The organism is Amycolatopsis sp. NPDC051071, assembly GCF_040682875.1.
In the GTDB taxonomy this organism is placed as follows: Bacteria; Actinomycetota; Actinomycetes; order Mycobacteriales; family Pseudonocardiaceae; genus Amycolatopsis.
The window spans coordinates 1-13210 of sequence record NZ_JBFBBY010000189.1 but is presented as its reverse complement, the minus strand read 5'-3'; the positions used below and the strand labels follow the sequence as shown (position 1 = coordinate 13210).

Genomic DNA, 13210 nt, shown 5'->3' with positions numbered 1-13210 from the left:
GTGAGTGTTTTGGGTCGGTTGAACGACCCAAAACACTCACGACCCCCATCGAGGGCTCCGTCGGCCGCCAGGCTCGCCCGGCCCACGGCCTGGTCACGTCGCTTACCGTCGCGTCGCGGCTGGCCACGATCTAGGGTGATCACGTGGAGATGTTGCACCTGCGGTATTTCGTGGCCGTCGCCGAGGAACTGAACTTCTCCCAGGCGGCGAGGAAGCTGCATATGGCCGCTTCCCCGCTGAGCCAGCGCATCAAAGATCTCGAACACGAACTCGGCCACCGGCTGTTCGACCGCAGTACACACCACGTCACGCTCACCGCGGCGGGTGCCGCGTTGCTGCCGATCGCGCGGGACGTCCTCGAACAGGTCAACGCGATTCCCTGGCGGCTGCGAGAAGCGGTGCAACCGCGGCGGAGCACCGTGTTCGTCGGGATGCCCGCCGGCGTGCACCCGGCTCTGCGGGAACGCGTCAAACGGCTCGAAGAACGCTGTCACGACCGGTTCGAACTCAAACGCTGGCCGGGGACGACACCCGACCTGGTCGCCGCGGTGCACGAGGGCAAACTCGCGTTGTCGCTGGTCCGGATGCCGGTGACCGATCCCGCGCTGGAGATGATCCCGGTGCAGATCGAGCGGCTCGGCGCCGTCGTACCCGCCGACCGGTTCGCCGGGCGGGAAACGGTGGACATCGGCGAATTGAGTGAGCTGTCCTATATCCCGTCCGCTTCGGAAAGCATTCCCGCCTATTCCGACGACATGGACCGTAAATTGTCGAACGCGGGTATCAAGAAAAGGCTCAAAGTCGGCGGAACCGAATATTCGGGCATCTCGGAACTGGTCGCGAACGGGTCGTCGTTCTCGATCACCATGCTCGATCCGGCCAGCCCGATGCACTTGTTCCTCGTCGACGGCGCCACCATCCTGCCGTTCGCGGATTTCCGGCCCCAGCTGGAGACCGCCCTGGTCTGGCGGCGCGATCGCGCCGAGGACGGCGACCTCGGCGAACTCATCGAAGGCGTCCGCGAGATCTTCGCCGAACCGCTTTCGACCTGACAAGGGAGAATGGTATGACCGCCGTGGTCATACCATTCTGCTTTTCTTGATCATTCCCTTTTCCGCTATTCGCGCCTAACTTCGGTGGTAGAGCGAACAACGGCGAAAGGGAAGCAAGATGACTCAGACAGCCACCGGCCCGCTGGACGGCGTTCGCGTGATCGACCTCTCGACGGTGGTCATGGGCCCGTACGCGGCGCAGATCCTTGGCGACCTCGGTGCCGACGTGATCAAGATCGAGTCCCCCGCCGACACTGTCCGGGTGGGCAAGTTCCGCACGACGCCGGGGATGACCGCGCTCAACCTGAACGTGAACCGCAACAAGCGCAGTGTCGCCCTCAACCTGAAGGACGAGGAGCAGCGCGAGCAGGCACTCAAGCTGATCGACACCGCCGACGTGCTGATCACCAACATGCGCCCGGGAGCGCTCAGCAGGCTCGGCATGAACTACGCCGACGTCGCCGCGCGCAACCCCGGTCTGGTCTACGCCCACGCGCAGGGCTTCCGCAGCGACTCCGATCGCGCGGGCCACGCCGCCTACGACGAGACCGTGCAGGCCGCGTCCGGCCTGGTCGACGTCGCGAACCGCGCACTGGGCAAGCCGGTGTACCTGCCGACGATCATCGGCGACAAGGTCTCCTCCCTGACCATCGCCTACACCGTGCTCGCGGCGCTGGTGCACCGCGACAAGACCGGTGAGGGCCAGCGGGTCGAGATCCCGATGACCGACACGCTGCTCGCGTTCAATCTCGTCGAGCACCTGGCCGGGCACGTTTTCGAGCCCGCGGAGAGCCCGACCGGCTTCGGCCCGTCGATGAACCCCGGGCACCAGGCCGTGCACACCAAGGACGGAATGGCCTGCGTGATCCCCTACAACCCGCAGAATTTCCGCGACTTCTTCCACGCCGCCGGGCGGCCGGAACTGGCCGACGACCCCCGCGTCAACGGTGACGCCATCGACGGCGCCGACCACGAGGCGCTCGCCGGGATGATCGCCGACTGCGCCCCGGCGCTGACCACCGAAGAGTGGACCGAGGTCTGCGCGAAGCACAGCATCCCGATGGCCCCGGTCCTGGAACTGGACACCGCGCAGGACGACGACTACGTCCGCGACGGCCACCTGCTCGACGTCGTCGAACACCCGAGCGAGGGCTCGATCCGCACCATCGGCATCCCGGTGAAGTTCTCCGCGACACCCGGTTCCGTCCGGCGCCTGGCACCCCTGCCGGGTCAGGACACCGAAGACGTCCTGCGTGAACTCGCCACCACCCACTGAGAGAAAACCATGAGCACCAACGAAGTAAGGACCGAACGGGTCGGCAGCACCCTGCTGATCACGATCGACCGGCCGCAGGCCCGCAACGCGGTCAACGCCGCCGTCGCGGCAGGCCTTGCCGAAGCACTCGACCTTCTGGAAGCCGATCCCGGCCTGCGTGCCGGGGTACTGACCGGCGCGGACGGCTCGTTCAGCGCGGGTATGGACCTCAAGGCGGCGCTCAAGGGCGAGTCGCCCGAGATCCCCGGCCGCGGGTTCGGCGGGCTGACCGAAGCCGAGTTGTCGAAGCCGCTGATCGCCGCCGTCGAAGGCTGGGCCATGGGTGGCGGATTCGAACTGGCGCTGGGCTGCGACCTGATCGTCGCCGCCGAAGACGCGAAGTTCGGGCTCCCCGAAGTGAAACGCGGGCTGATCGCCGCCGGTGGTGGCGTGCTCCGGCTGCCGAAGCGGATCCCGCATCACCTGGCGATGGAGTTCCTGCTCACCGGTGAGCCGATCAGCGCCGACCGCGCCGGACGGCTGGGCCTGGTGAACCGGGTCGTCCCGGACGGGGAGGCCGCGGCCGTCGCGCTGCAACTCGCCGAACAGGTCGCCGCCAACGCTCCCCTGGCGCTGGCACTGGTCAAGAAGATCGTCCGCGCCGCCGACGGCGTCCCGGACGCGCAAGCGTTTGCCACCCAGCGTTCGGAACTGCCGGCGCTGATGAAGTCGGCCGACGTCCGCGAAGGCATGCAGGCCTTCGCCGAGCGCCGCGCTCCACAGTGGACAGGTGAGTGAGATGAAGCAGCAAGAAGTTCTCCGGCACGTGACCACCCCGCTCACGAATCCGGCGTACGCACCGGTGGTGCCCCGGTTCACCAACCGCGAGTACCTGAACATCGTCTACCGCACCGACGCGGACGCCCTGCGCGCCGTCGTCCCGGAGCCCCTAGAAATCGACGAGCCGCTGGTGCGGTTCGAGGTGATGAAGATGGGCGACGTCAGCGGTTACGGGCCCTACACCGAGTCCGGTCAGGCGATCCCGGTGAGTTTCGAGGGCGAGCGCGGCGAGTACCTGCACGCGATGTACCTCGACAACTTCCCGGCGACCGCGTCCGGACGCGAGATCAGCGCCTACCCGAAGACCATCGGCTCGCCGGAGTTGTTCGCCGAGAACGGCGCGCTCGTCGGGACGCTCGACTACGGCAGCCAGCGCGTCGCGACCGCGACCATGGGTTACAAGCACCACCGGCTGGACGTCCGCGAGGCCGAAGCACAGATCACCGTGCCGACGTTCATGCTCAAGACCATCCCGGACTACGACGGTTCGCCCCGGGTCTTCGAACTGGTCCGCACCGAGATCACCGATGTGGTGGTCATCCAAGCGTGGACCGGACCCGCACGGCTGCAACTGTTCCAGCACGTCCTGGCGCCGCTGGCCGATCTCCCGGTGCTGGAGGTCGTTTCCGCGAGCCACATCCTCACCGACCTGACACTCGCCCCGGTCAAGCCGGTCTTCGACTACTTGAAGGGAGCACGGTCATGACTTTTCGCACCGCCGCGGTGATCGGCGCGGGCACGATCGGCCTGTCGTGGACGGCGTTGTTCGCCTCGCACGGAATGGACGTCTGGGTCTCGGACCCGCGGCCGGACCTCGCGGACGCCGTCGCCGGCGCACTGGAGGCCTTCGCCCCGCATCTCGGCCAGGACGCCGCGGACCTCGCCCCTCGCGTCCACCTCGCCACCGATGTCAAGGAAGCCGTCCAGCACGCGGATGTCGTGCAGGAGAACGGGCCTGAGAACGTCGAGTTCAAACAGGACCTGTTCGCGACCCTGGTCCGTGAGGCGCCGTCGCACGCGCTGCTGCTCAGCTCGTCCTCGGCGATCCCTTCGACGGCGTTCGCGGCAGACCTCGAAGACGCGTCGCGAGTCCTCATCGGACACCCTTTCAACCCACCGCATCTGATCCCGCTGGTCGAGGTCGTACCCGGTGAGCGCACCAGTGCCGAGTCGGTGGACCGTGCCGTGGAGTTCTACCGGTTCGTCGGGCGCACCCCGGTGGTGGAACGCAAAGAGATCCCCGGCTTCGTCGGAAACCGGCTGCAGAACGCGCTGAGCCGCGAGGCGATCTACCTGGTGGAACAGGGTGTCGTGACACCGTCCGAAGTGGACACCGTGATGACGAACTCGCTCGGTATCCGCTGGTCGACCGCCGGGCCGTTCCTCGGCTCGCATCTGGGTGGCGGCCCCGGCGGCTACCGGCATATGGCCGAGCACATCGGCAAGTCGATGAAGCAGATGTGGGCGGGCCTCGGCCAGCCCTCGCAGAATCCGGAAGAACAGGAACGGCTCATCGAAGCCGTGGAATCCGCTTACGGCTCCTCCACGTACTCGGAACTCGCCGAGGCGCGCGACCGCAAGCAGCTCGCGGTGCTGTCCGCTTTGGACAGTGCCCGTACGGAGGAGAACTGAGATGAGCTTCGAAGACCAGCTGACCGCCGACTTCTACGACTACGAAGCCCTGCTGCCGGACGAGGAGCGCAAACTGCTGCTCAAGGCACGCGACTTCATGCGCACCGAGGTCAAGCCGCTCGTGAACGAGTACTGGGCGAAGGGCGAGTTCCCGCACGAGCTCGTCGGCAAGTTCCGCGAACAAGGCCTCGCCGGGCTGCCCTACGAGGGCTACGGCGAGCACCTTCCGGCCACGAGCCACCTGCTCAGCGGCATGATGGCGATGGAGATGACCCGCACGGATCCTTCCGTGGCCACGTTCTTCGGTGTCCACAACGGACTCGCGATGTACAGCATCTACTCGGGCGGCGACCAGGAGCAGCGTGACCGCTGGCTCCCCTCGATGGCCGCGATGGACAAGATCGGCGCGTTCGCGATGACCGAACCACTCGGTGGCTCCGACGTCGCGGGCGGCATGCGCACCACAGCGAAGCGTGATGGTGACACCTGGATCCTGAACGGTGCCAAGAAGTGGATCGGGAACGCGACGTTCGCCGACCTGGTGATCGTGTGGGCCCGCGACGAGGATGACAACAACGTCAAGGGTTTCGTGGTCGAGAAGGACTCACCCGGATTCGTCCCGGTCAAGATCGAGAACAAGTTCGCGTTCCGGATCGTGGAGAACGCGGAGATCACGCTGACCGACGTCCGGGTGCCGGAGGCCAACCGGCTGCAGGGCATCAACTCGTTCCGCGACGTCGCCGAGATCCTGCGCGCGACCCGTGGCGGCGTTGCCTGGCAAGGATTGGGCGTGATGATCGGCGCCTACGAACTCGCGCTGGACTACGCCAAGGAGCGCAAGCAGTTCGGCCGTCCGATCGCGCGATTCCAGATGGTGCAGGACATGCTGGTGAAGAGCCTCGGCAACATCACCGCGTCGTGGGGCATGCTGGTGCAGCTCGCGCGGTTGCAGGACGCGGGGATCTTCAAGGACGAGCACTCGTCGCTGGCCAAGGCGTTCGTGACCTCGCGGATGCGGGAGGTCGTCGCCTGGGGCCGGGAGATCTTCGGTGGCAACGGGATCGTGCTGGACAACGACATCATGCGGTTCTTCACCGACGCCGAGGCGATCTACTCGTTCGAAGGCACCCGGGAGATGAACACGCTGATCGTCGGGAAGGCCATCACCGGCCAAAGCGCCTTCGTGTGATCATTCGTGCTTGAAGGTCGATCATTCGTGCTTGAAGGCGGATCTCGTGAGATCCGCCTTCAAGCACGCGTGATCGACTTTCAAGCACGCATGAGACGACTTTCAAGCACGCATGATCGACTTTCAAGCACGCATGATCGACTTTCAAGCACGCATGAGACGACTTCTAGTTCACGCAGCCGGCCGGTGAAGTGGACGAAGGCGGTGAAGTGGACGAAGGCGGAGCGGACGAAGAAGAAATGGCCGCCACCGGCTTGATCCCGATCCCGCCCGTCGGCTCCCCCACCGCCGCGACGCTCGTCGACGTCAGGGCGGTCTTCACGAACGCCCGCACCTCGGCCGGATCCACCTTGACGGCGTCACCGTCGGACGGCGTCGGCAGCGAAAGGCTCTGTACCGGGATCGTCTGGAACTTCAGTGCCCCCGAGCTCATCCCCCGCATTTGCTGCGCGAGGCTCAGGATGTCCCAGCCACGGTCGAGCACGACCGCTCCCTGGATCGCCCCGACGAGACCACTCAGCTTCAGGGGGTCGGTGAACGTCCCGGCGTCCAGGACGGTTTTGGCCATACTCGAAAGGAACGCCTGCTGCCGCGCGATGCGGTCGAGGTCGCTGGGCAGCCCGTGCCGCTGCCGTACGAAAGCGAGCGCCTGCGGTCCCGAAAGCAGCTGCTTCCCGGCCGGGAACGAAGCCCCTGAAAACCTGTCCTGCACCGGTGCCTTGAGACAGACCTCAACGCCGCCGATGGCCTCACTCAGCGCCGAGAACCCGGCAAGGTTCACCGCGGCGTAGTGGTTGATCGACAGCCCGGTGAACTGCTCGATCGTCTGGATCGTGAGTTTCGCGCCCGCCTCGTTGGCCTTGACCTCCAGCTGGGCGCCGGACAGGCCCTGCGTGCGCAGCGAGCTCATCGCGGCGTTCTTGCCGCGGCTGTACGCCGAGTTGATCTTGTGCTTCCCGAACCCGCCCGCGATGTCCACATAGGAATCGCGTGGGATGGAGATGGCGGTCGCCGCGGCGCCACCCGCCGGGATGTGGACCACGATCATGGTGTCGGTGGTGTCGCCGCCGGCGTTTCCGGCTCCGGCGTGCAACGCGTCGAGCACGTTCTGTGGCAACGGGTTCCCGTTGGTGTCCGTGCGTGAGTCGATTCCGACGAGCAGGATGTTCTGCGCCACCTTCAGCGGTTCGCCGGGCGGGCCGTCGGGCATCTGGGCCGAGGGTGCGATCACATCGGCCGTGACGATCCCTTCGTTCAACCGGCTCAACTGGGTCCACGCGAATCCCGTGACCCCCAGCACGGCCGTCGACACCAGGCCCAGTGCGACGCGGCCGCCTATCCGCCGTCCTCGCGACGTGAGCAGCACGACCTTCTCCCCGCTTCCGTGAATGATCCCCCGCCTTCGAGGATCACCGTGTTAGCTGGGAATCAGCTGAGAAACTTGTCATGACTGCGTCTTAAAGCCCGTTTAGACCAGCGAAAGTGATCAAGCAGACAACCGATCGCGACAGCGTGTGCCGACTCGACCGCGCTCCGCTTCCTCAGCGGGGCATCCGGCGCCAGATCGCCCGTGGCACCAGGCGCATCACCGCGAACACCAGCCTCAGCAGTCCCGGCACCCACACGGTATCCCGGCGTTTCCGAAGTGCCGCGACCGTCGCGTCGGCGACCTGATCGGGCGTGCTCGAGAACGGCGCCGGCGACATGCCCTCGGTCATCCTGCCGATCACGAACCCTGGCCGGACAAGCAGCAGATGGACGCCGGTGCCATGCAGGGCGTCGGCCAAGCCGCTCGCGAAACCGTCGAGACCCGCCTTGGCCGATCCGTAGACGTAGTTCGCGCGCCGCACCCGCACCCCGGCGACCGACGAGAACACGACGAGACTTCCGCTGCCTTGCCCACGAAGCACAGTGGCCACTCGCGTCAGCACACTCACGTGAGCCACGTAGTCGGTGTGCACGATCGCGACGGCGTGCGCGGCGTCCGCTTCGGCGCGTTCCTGGTCGCCGAGGACCCCGAAAGCGGTGACGACGACTTCCAGCGGCCCGTGCTCCGCGACGACCTTCTCCAGGAACGGGCCGTGCCCGTCGAGGTCGTCGGCGTCGAATTCCACCGTGCCGACCGTCGCCGCACCCGCGGCCAGCAGCCGCTCGGACTCCGCGCCAAGATCCGCGCTCCGCCGTGCGGCCAGCACGATCTTGCCCGCCCCGCCCTTGGCGAGCCGCTCCGCGACCGCGAGGCCGATCTCGCTGCGCCCGCCCAGTACCAGCACCGTTCCGCTCACGGGCGCAGTCTGCCAGGTCACGCATCGCCGACGGGCAGTGGCACGGTTCACAAACTGCAATTTTGCAGTCTCTGCATTCTTTGCCGTATCGTGGCGTCCATGACCGAACCCGTCAAGGGTCTTCGCGAGCGCAAGCGGCTGGAAACCCACCGCGCGCTGGCGACCACCGCCGTCCGGCTCGTCGCCGATCGTGGTCTGGACAACGTGACGGTCGAGGACATCAGCGCGGCGGCGGGGGTTTCGCCGCGCACGTTCTTCAACTACTTCGCGTCCAAAGAGGACGCTGTGGTGATCGCCAACGCCGACTACGCCGAACGGTCGCAGCGCACCATCGAGAAATTCCTTGCCACCCCGAAGGAAATCGGCACGGCGCGGGCCTTCGTCGACGCTGTCAAAGAAGAATTCGCCCAGGTCGACGAGAACCGCGAAGAGTGGCTCGGCCGGATGAAGGCCATCCAGGAGAACGCCACCCTGCATTCGCGCGCGGTGGCCATGAACCACGAGACCATCGGGCCGACGATCGAGGCGATCGCGCTCCGCGCCGGTGTCGATCCCAAGGCGGAGCTGTACCCGGCCCTGCTGCTGGCCACGCTCGGCGGCGCGGTCAACGCCGCACTCATTCTCTGGTACCAGCACGACGGCCGGGTGTCCGCACTCGAACTGCTGGACCAAGCCGTCGAAATGCTTCTCGCCGGGCTCCCGGAGCCCGGCGGCCGCGCGCACTGACGCGCACGGCACCACAGAATACGAAGGGGGACCACCATGTCCGTATCCACCAGCGAACCACGAGAACCGGAGGCTTCGGCCGGTTCGATGAGCCGGAAACAAGTTCTCGAAGCGATGTCCGGCCTGATGATGGGCATGTTCGTGGCCATCCTCGCCTCGACGGTGGTCGCGAACGCGCTGCCGCGGATCGTCTCCGAACTCGGCGGTTCGCAGTCCTCCTATACCTGGGTCGTCACCACCGAACTGCTCGCGATGACCGCGACCGTCCCGCTCTGGGGCAAACTCGCCGATCTGTACAACAAGAAACTGCTGATCCAGCTGTCACTCGGGCTGTTCGTGGTCGGCTCGCTGGTCGCCGGGTTCGCGGGCAACATCGAGCTCCTGATCGGCAGCCGGGTCGCGCAGGGCATCGGGGCAGGCGGGCTGACCGCGCTCGCCCAGGTGATCATGGCGGCGATCGTCTCGCCGCGTGAACTCGGGAAGTACTCGGGGGTCTTCGGTGCCGTGTTCGCCGTCGGTACCATCGCGGGCCCGCTGATCGGCGGGGTCATGGTGGACACCTCGTGGCTCGGGTGGCGCTGGTGCTTCTTCCTCGGTGTCCCGTTCGCGATCGCGGCGATCCTCCTGCTGCAGCGCACCCTGAACCTGCCGACGATCCGGCGTGACGTGAAGGTCGACTACCTCGGCGCGTTCCTGATCATGGCCGGTGTCTCGACGCTGCTGGTGTGGTCGTCGCTGGCCGGGCACCAGTTCGCCTGGGGCTCCTGGTGGACGGTGGGCCTGGTGACCGCCGGTGTGGTGATCCTCGCCCTCGCCGTCTACGTCGAGTCGAAGGTGACCGAGCCGATCCTGCCGCTGAGCATGTTCCGCAACCGCACGATCACGCTGACCACCCTCGCGAGTTTCCTCGTCGGTGTCGCGATGTTCGGCGGGACGGTGTTCCTGTCGCAGTACTTCCAGCTTTCACTCGGCAAGTCGCCGACGGTGGCCGGGCTGCTGAGCCTGCCGATGATCTTCGGTCTCCTCCTGTCCTCGACGATCTCGGGCCAGCTGATCAGCCGGACCGGCCAGTGGAAGAGCCACCTGCTGACCGGCGCGGTGCTGATGACCGCCGGCCTTGCCCTGCTGGGCACGCTCGACGCGAAGACGAACCTCGTCGTGCTCGGCGCGTACATGATGGTCCTCGGTATCGGCGTCGGCATGCTGATGCAGAACCTCGTACTGGTGGCGCAGAACGAGGTCGACGCGCAGGATCTCGGCACGGCGACGTCGACGCTGTCGTTCTTCCGCAGCCTCGGCGGCTCGATCGGGGTGAGCGCGCTGGGCGCGGTGCTCGCCAACCGGGTCACCGCGTTGATCACCGACGGCCTCGGCCCGCTGCCCGGCGGCGGCGAAGGCGGCGCGGTACCGAACATCGCCACGCTGCCCGAACCGGTCGCGAACGTCGTCCGCACCGCGTACGGCGAGGCGACCAGCGAATTGTTCCTGATCAGCGCGCCGATCGCGCTGCTGGTGATCGTCGCCGTCGCGTTCCTCAAGCACAAACCGCTGAAGACCCAGTCGGGGAACGAACGACTGGCCGAGGAGACCGCGGGCGTCTGACCCCCGCACGAGAGAGGCCCGGTTCACCCGAACCGGGCCCCTCTTTTTTCGCGCACGAAATCAACGATGGAAATTCGGTTGCGCGAGTTCGTGGTTTCAGGCCGCGCTGCGGACACGAAGCGGACGGCGCCGTTCGCTGCCGGTCAACCCGCCGAAAACGCCATGCGCGAGTCCGTTGTCCAAGGCGTAGGCCAGGCAGGCCGAAGTGACCGGGCACCGCGCGCAGACGGCTTTCGCCCTGGTCACCTGCCGTGCGCCGGGACCGGTTTCGGTGACCGGGAAGAACAGTTCTGGATCCTCACCTCGGCAAGCGGCCTCGCTCAGATCGCCTGCCATCATCATTTCCATTTTCCTATCACCTCCTTATCCCTAATGGTCCATTCCCCGTCAAACGACTTCCCCATCGGATTGCCGGGTCTCCATCCAGGTACCCGGTGTGGCAGCGGCGGCGGATCACCTTGATCGGATCGTTACACTCAGCGGCCCGCTCACTGCACCTGTCCTGTGAGGGCAATCTCGTCCGGCGGCTGAGAGCGGTGAGTGCGGGTGATGGGCCACGACGAGTTCGACGAGTTCTTCCACGCCGATTTTCCGCTGCTCACCGGCTTTCTGTGCAAGGCCGGGTTCGCACTCGACCCGGCGCGGGACGCGGCGGCGGAGGCGATGCTCAACGCCTACGAGGACTGGCGGACCATCACCCATCCGAAGTCATGGGTTCGCCGGGTCGGGCACCGGCGGGCGAAAGAGCAGACCGCGGTGCGGGCGGACTGGGCGTTCACCGACGCCGCCAGGGAAGACAAGCTCGCCACCCTCGCCGATGAGGCGTCGTCCGTCCTGACCATCCTGGGGCGGCTCCCGAAACGCCAGCAACTCGGGATGGCCTGGTCACTGGACGGTTTCACCCCCGGCGAGATCGCCGGGGTGCTCGGAATCGCGGACGAGGCCGTCGGCGCGACACTGCGGCACGCGCGGAGCCGCCTGGAGGAGAACGATCCCGGGTTCGTCGACAGCCTGGACAACGCCAACGGCGCCTTCGTCGACGCGCTGCGGGTGGGGCTCGACGTCGAGGACACGCTGTCCCGGATCAAGAACCGCGCGATGATCCGTGAGCTCGCCCTGGTGGAGCCGGGTGCCCCGGCGGGGGCCGAGCCCGAACCGGTGACCCCGGCCCACTGGTACTCCCTCGACGGGCCCGTCGAGGCCGCGGGCCAGGGCGACCCGCGAGCGCTGAACCAGCTGCTGACCACCATCCGCCCGCTCGTGGTCCGGTACTGCCGGGCGCGGGTCGGCAGACAGGAACGGACGTACGCCTCGGCGGACGACGTCGCGCAGGAGGTGTGCCTGGCGATCCTCCGGGCGCTGCCCGCCTACCGCGAACGCGGACGGCCGTTCCTCGCGTTCGTCTACGGCATCGCGCACCACAAGGTCGCCGACGCGCGCCGTGCCGCCGCCCGCAACCGTTCCGAGCCCGTCGCCGAAATCCCCGACGGCGTCTCGGATTCCGCCGGACCGGAACAGCACACACTGCACAACGAATTAAGCGACCGGATGGGCGAATTGCTGCGAATCCTGCCGGACAAGCAGCGGGAAATCGTCGTATTGCGGATCGTCGTCGGTTTGTCCGCGGAAGAAACCGCCGCTGTGGTCGGTTCAACCGCGGGCGCGGTACGGGTGGCTCAGCACCGCGCTTTGACGCGACTTCGTAAAATCCTCACCGAAGAACAGGAATGAAGTAACACGGGAATACGCCACGGCGATCTCCACGCGAAGACATGCGAAAGGATCATCGTGACCACTCCCTCGCCGTACCCCCCTCAGGCGGCACCCGTAAGCACGCCTCCACGTAACGGATTGGGCACCGCGGGATTCGTCCTCGGCCTCGTCGGCCTGCTTTTCTCCCCGATTCCGTTCGTCGGTGTCATCGCCTGGCCGCTGGTCATCGTCGGCCTCATTCTCGCCGCGATCGGGTTTTCCCGCGCGCGAAGCGGCGTGGCGACCAACAAAGGTCTCGCGCTGGCCGGTGTCGTCCTGTCCGCGCTCGGCCTGATCGTGTGCATCCTGTGGACCGTCGCGTTCAGCAAAGCCGTCGTGGACGCCGCGAACACGCTCCCGACAGCACCCATTTCGGTGCCTGGCGCATCGCCGGGCAACGAAGCGGGGGCGCCCCCGCAGGAGCCCGCCAAGCAAGCGGCAGGCGAGCACACCGTGGTCTACCGAGTGACCGGGACCGGTGGCGCCAAGGCGGGAAACATCACCTACACGACCGACGGGATGACCACCAGCAGCCAGGAAGCCAACGTCAAGCTCCCGTGGGAGAAGACCATCAAGCTTCCGGGCGGCGAAGCACTGCAGATGGTGAGCATCCTGGCGCAGGGCGGTGGCAAGGGCGCGATCAAGGTGACCATCGAGGTCGACGGCAAGCTCATCAAGGAAGCCAGCGCCGAAGGCTACGGCGTCGCGCAGGCGAACGACAACATCGGCGCCCTCGGCAACTGAGGTCGTAAGGGTCACGGTGGTCGTGAGTGTTTTGGGTTGGGCGGATTCATGCGGTCGTCGCAACATGCTCTATTTAGGACAGTAGCAGGTTGAGTTTTTCTTGGGGTGTAAGCCAGTCCAGTGTTTTGCGGGG

Annotated in this window: 13 protein-coding genes; 10 read left to right on the top strand and 3 right to left on the bottom strand. The window is 66.6% G+C overall.

The annotated features are described in order from the left end of the window. Positions 1 to 143 precede the first annotated feature (143 nt). The 6 genes from AB0M65_RS35725 to AB0M65_RS35700 all read left to right on the top strand — a co-directional run bounded on the left by AB0M65_RS35725 (position 144) and on the right by AB0M65_RS35700 (position 5968). A complete protein-coding gene (locus AB0M65_RS35725) occupies positions 144 to 1052 on the top strand; it encodes a LysR family transcriptional regulator (protein WP_364038131.1) in 909 nt (302 codons plus the stop codon). A 118-nt stretch (positions 1053 to 1170) separates the two neighbouring features. After that, a complete protein-coding gene (locus AB0M65_RS35720) occupies positions 1171 to 2328 on the top strand; it encodes a CoA transferase (protein ID WP_364038128.1) in 1158 nt (385 codons plus the stop codon). A 9-nt stretch (positions 2329 to 2337) separates the two neighbouring features. After that, complete coding sequence (locus AB0M65_RS35715; protein WP_364038125.1) at positions 2338 to 3105, top strand: crotonase/enoyl-CoA hydratase family protein; 768 nt, start codon at positions 2338 to 2340, stop codon at positions 3103 to 3105. A gap of 1 nt (position 3106) precedes the next feature. After that, a complete protein-coding gene (locus AB0M65_RS35710) occupies positions 3107 to 3853 on the top strand; it encodes an acetoacetate decarboxylase (protein WP_364038122.1) in 747 nt (248 codons plus the stop codon). Continuing rightward, a complete protein-coding gene (locus AB0M65_RS35705; RefSeq protein WP_364038119.1) occupies positions 3850 to 4779 on the top strand; it encodes a 3-hydroxyacyl-CoA dehydrogenase NAD-binding domain-containing protein in 930 nt (309 codons plus the stop codon). Before AB0M65_RS35710 ends, AB0M65_RS35705 begins: the two co-directional genes overlap by 4 nt. Position 4780: 1 nt before the next feature. After that, positions 4781 to 5968: an acyl-CoA dehydrogenase family protein gene (locus AB0M65_RS35700; RefSeq protein WP_364038116.1), complete on the top strand. Its 1188-nt coding sequence runs from the start codon at positions 4781 to 4783 to the stop codon at positions 5966 to 5968. A gap of 166 nt (positions 5969 to 6134) precedes the next feature. Here the strand turns inward: AB0M65_RS35700 and AB0M65_RS35695 are convergent, their stop codons facing one another. After that, a complete protein-coding gene (locus AB0M65_RS35695) occupies positions 6135 to 7334 on the bottom strand; it encodes an LCP family protein (protein ID WP_364038113.1) in 1200 nt (399 codons plus the stop codon). A 175-nt stretch (positions 7335 to 7509) separates the two neighbouring features. Next, a complete protein-coding gene (locus tag AB0M65_RS35690) occupies positions 7510 to 8253 on the bottom strand; it encodes an SDR family NAD(P)-dependent oxidoreductase (RefSeq protein ID WP_364038110.1) in 744 nt (247 codons plus the stop codon). A gap of 99 nt (positions 8254 to 8352) precedes the next feature. Between AB0M65_RS35690 and AB0M65_RS35685 the strand changes: the two genes are divergently transcribed. Continuing rightward, on the top strand, positions 8353 to 8979 hold the full coding sequence (locus AB0M65_RS35685) for a TetR/AcrR family transcriptional regulator (RefSeq protein ID WP_364038107.1): 627 nt from the start codon (positions 8353 to 8355) through the stop codon (positions 8977 to 8979). 36 nt (positions 8980 to 9015) lie between these two features. Beyond that, positions 9016 to 10581, top strand: coding sequence for an MDR family MFS transporter (locus AB0M65_RS35680; RefSeq protein ID WP_364038104.1), 1566 nt, complete (start codon positions 9016 to 9018; stop codon positions 10579 to 10581). A 96-nt stretch (positions 10582 to 10677) separates the two neighbouring features. On the opposite strand, the gene AB0M65_RS35675 is transcribed toward AB0M65_RS35680, so the two are convergent. After that, positions 10678 to 10929 (bottom strand): WhiB family transcriptional regulator, encoded by a 252-nt coding sequence (locus AB0M65_RS35675; protein ID WP_364038101.1) that lies wholly within the window; start codon positions 10927 to 10929, stop codon positions 10678 to 10680. 201 nt (positions 10930 to 11130) lie between these two features. Here AB0M65_RS35675 and shbA point away from each other — a divergent pair, with 201 nt between their 5' ends. Both shbA and AB0M65_RS35665 read left to right on the top strand, forming a co-directional pair. After that, positions 11131 to 12312, top strand: coding sequence for an RNA polymerase sigma factor ShbA (shbA, locus tag AB0M65_RS35670; RefSeq protein WP_364038098.1), 1182 nt, complete (start codon positions 11131 to 11133; stop codon positions 12310 to 12312). Between the two features lie 120 nt (positions 12313 to 12432). Next, complete coding sequence (locus AB0M65_RS35665; protein ID WP_364038095.1) at positions 12433 to 13077, top strand: DUF4190 domain-containing protein; 645 nt, start codon at positions 12433 to 12435, stop codon at positions 13075 to 13077. The last annotated feature ends 133 nt before the right edge of the window (positions 13078 to 13210 follow it).

What these genes read in the sequence shown, in the direction of transcription:
- AB0M65_RS35680 (WP_364038104.1), top strand. Translation starts at nt 9,016, where the DNA reads ATGTCCGTATCCACCAGCGAACCACGAGAACCGGAGGCTTCGGCCGGT.
- AB0M65_RS35715 (WP_364038125.1), top strand. Translation starts at nt 2,338, where the DNA reads ATGAGCACCAACGAAGTAAGGACCGAACGGGTCGGCAGCACCCTGCTG.
- shbA (WP_364038098.1), top strand. Translation starts at nt 11,131, where the DNA reads ATGGGCCACGACGAGTTCGACGAGTTCTTCCACGCCGATTTTCCGCTG.
- AB0M65_RS35700 (WP_364038116.1), top strand. Translation starts at nt 4,781, where the DNA reads ATGAGCTTCGAAGACCAGCTGACCGCCGACTTCTACGACTACGAAGCC.
- AB0M65_RS35710 (WP_364038122.1), top strand. Translation starts at nt 3,107, where the DNA reads ATGAAGCAGCAAGAAGTTCTCCGGCACGTGACCACCCCGCTCACGAAT.
- AB0M65_RS35705 (WP_364038119.1), top strand. Translation starts at nt 3,850, where the DNA reads ATGACTTTTCGCACCGCCGCGGTGATCGGCGCGGGCACGATCGGCCTG.
- AB0M65_RS35685 (WP_364038107.1), top strand. Translation starts at nt 8,353, where the DNA reads ATGACCGAACCCGTCAAGGGTCTTCGCGAGCGCAAGCGGCTGGAAACC.
- AB0M65_RS35675 (WP_364038101.1), bottom strand. Translation starts at nt 10,929, where the DNA reads ATGGAAATGATGATGGCAGGCGATCTGAGCGAGGCCGCTTGCCGAGGT.
- AB0M65_RS35720 (WP_364038128.1), top strand. Translation starts at nt 1,171, where the DNA reads ATGACTCAGACAGCCACCGGCCCGCTGGACGGCGTTCGCGTGATCGAC.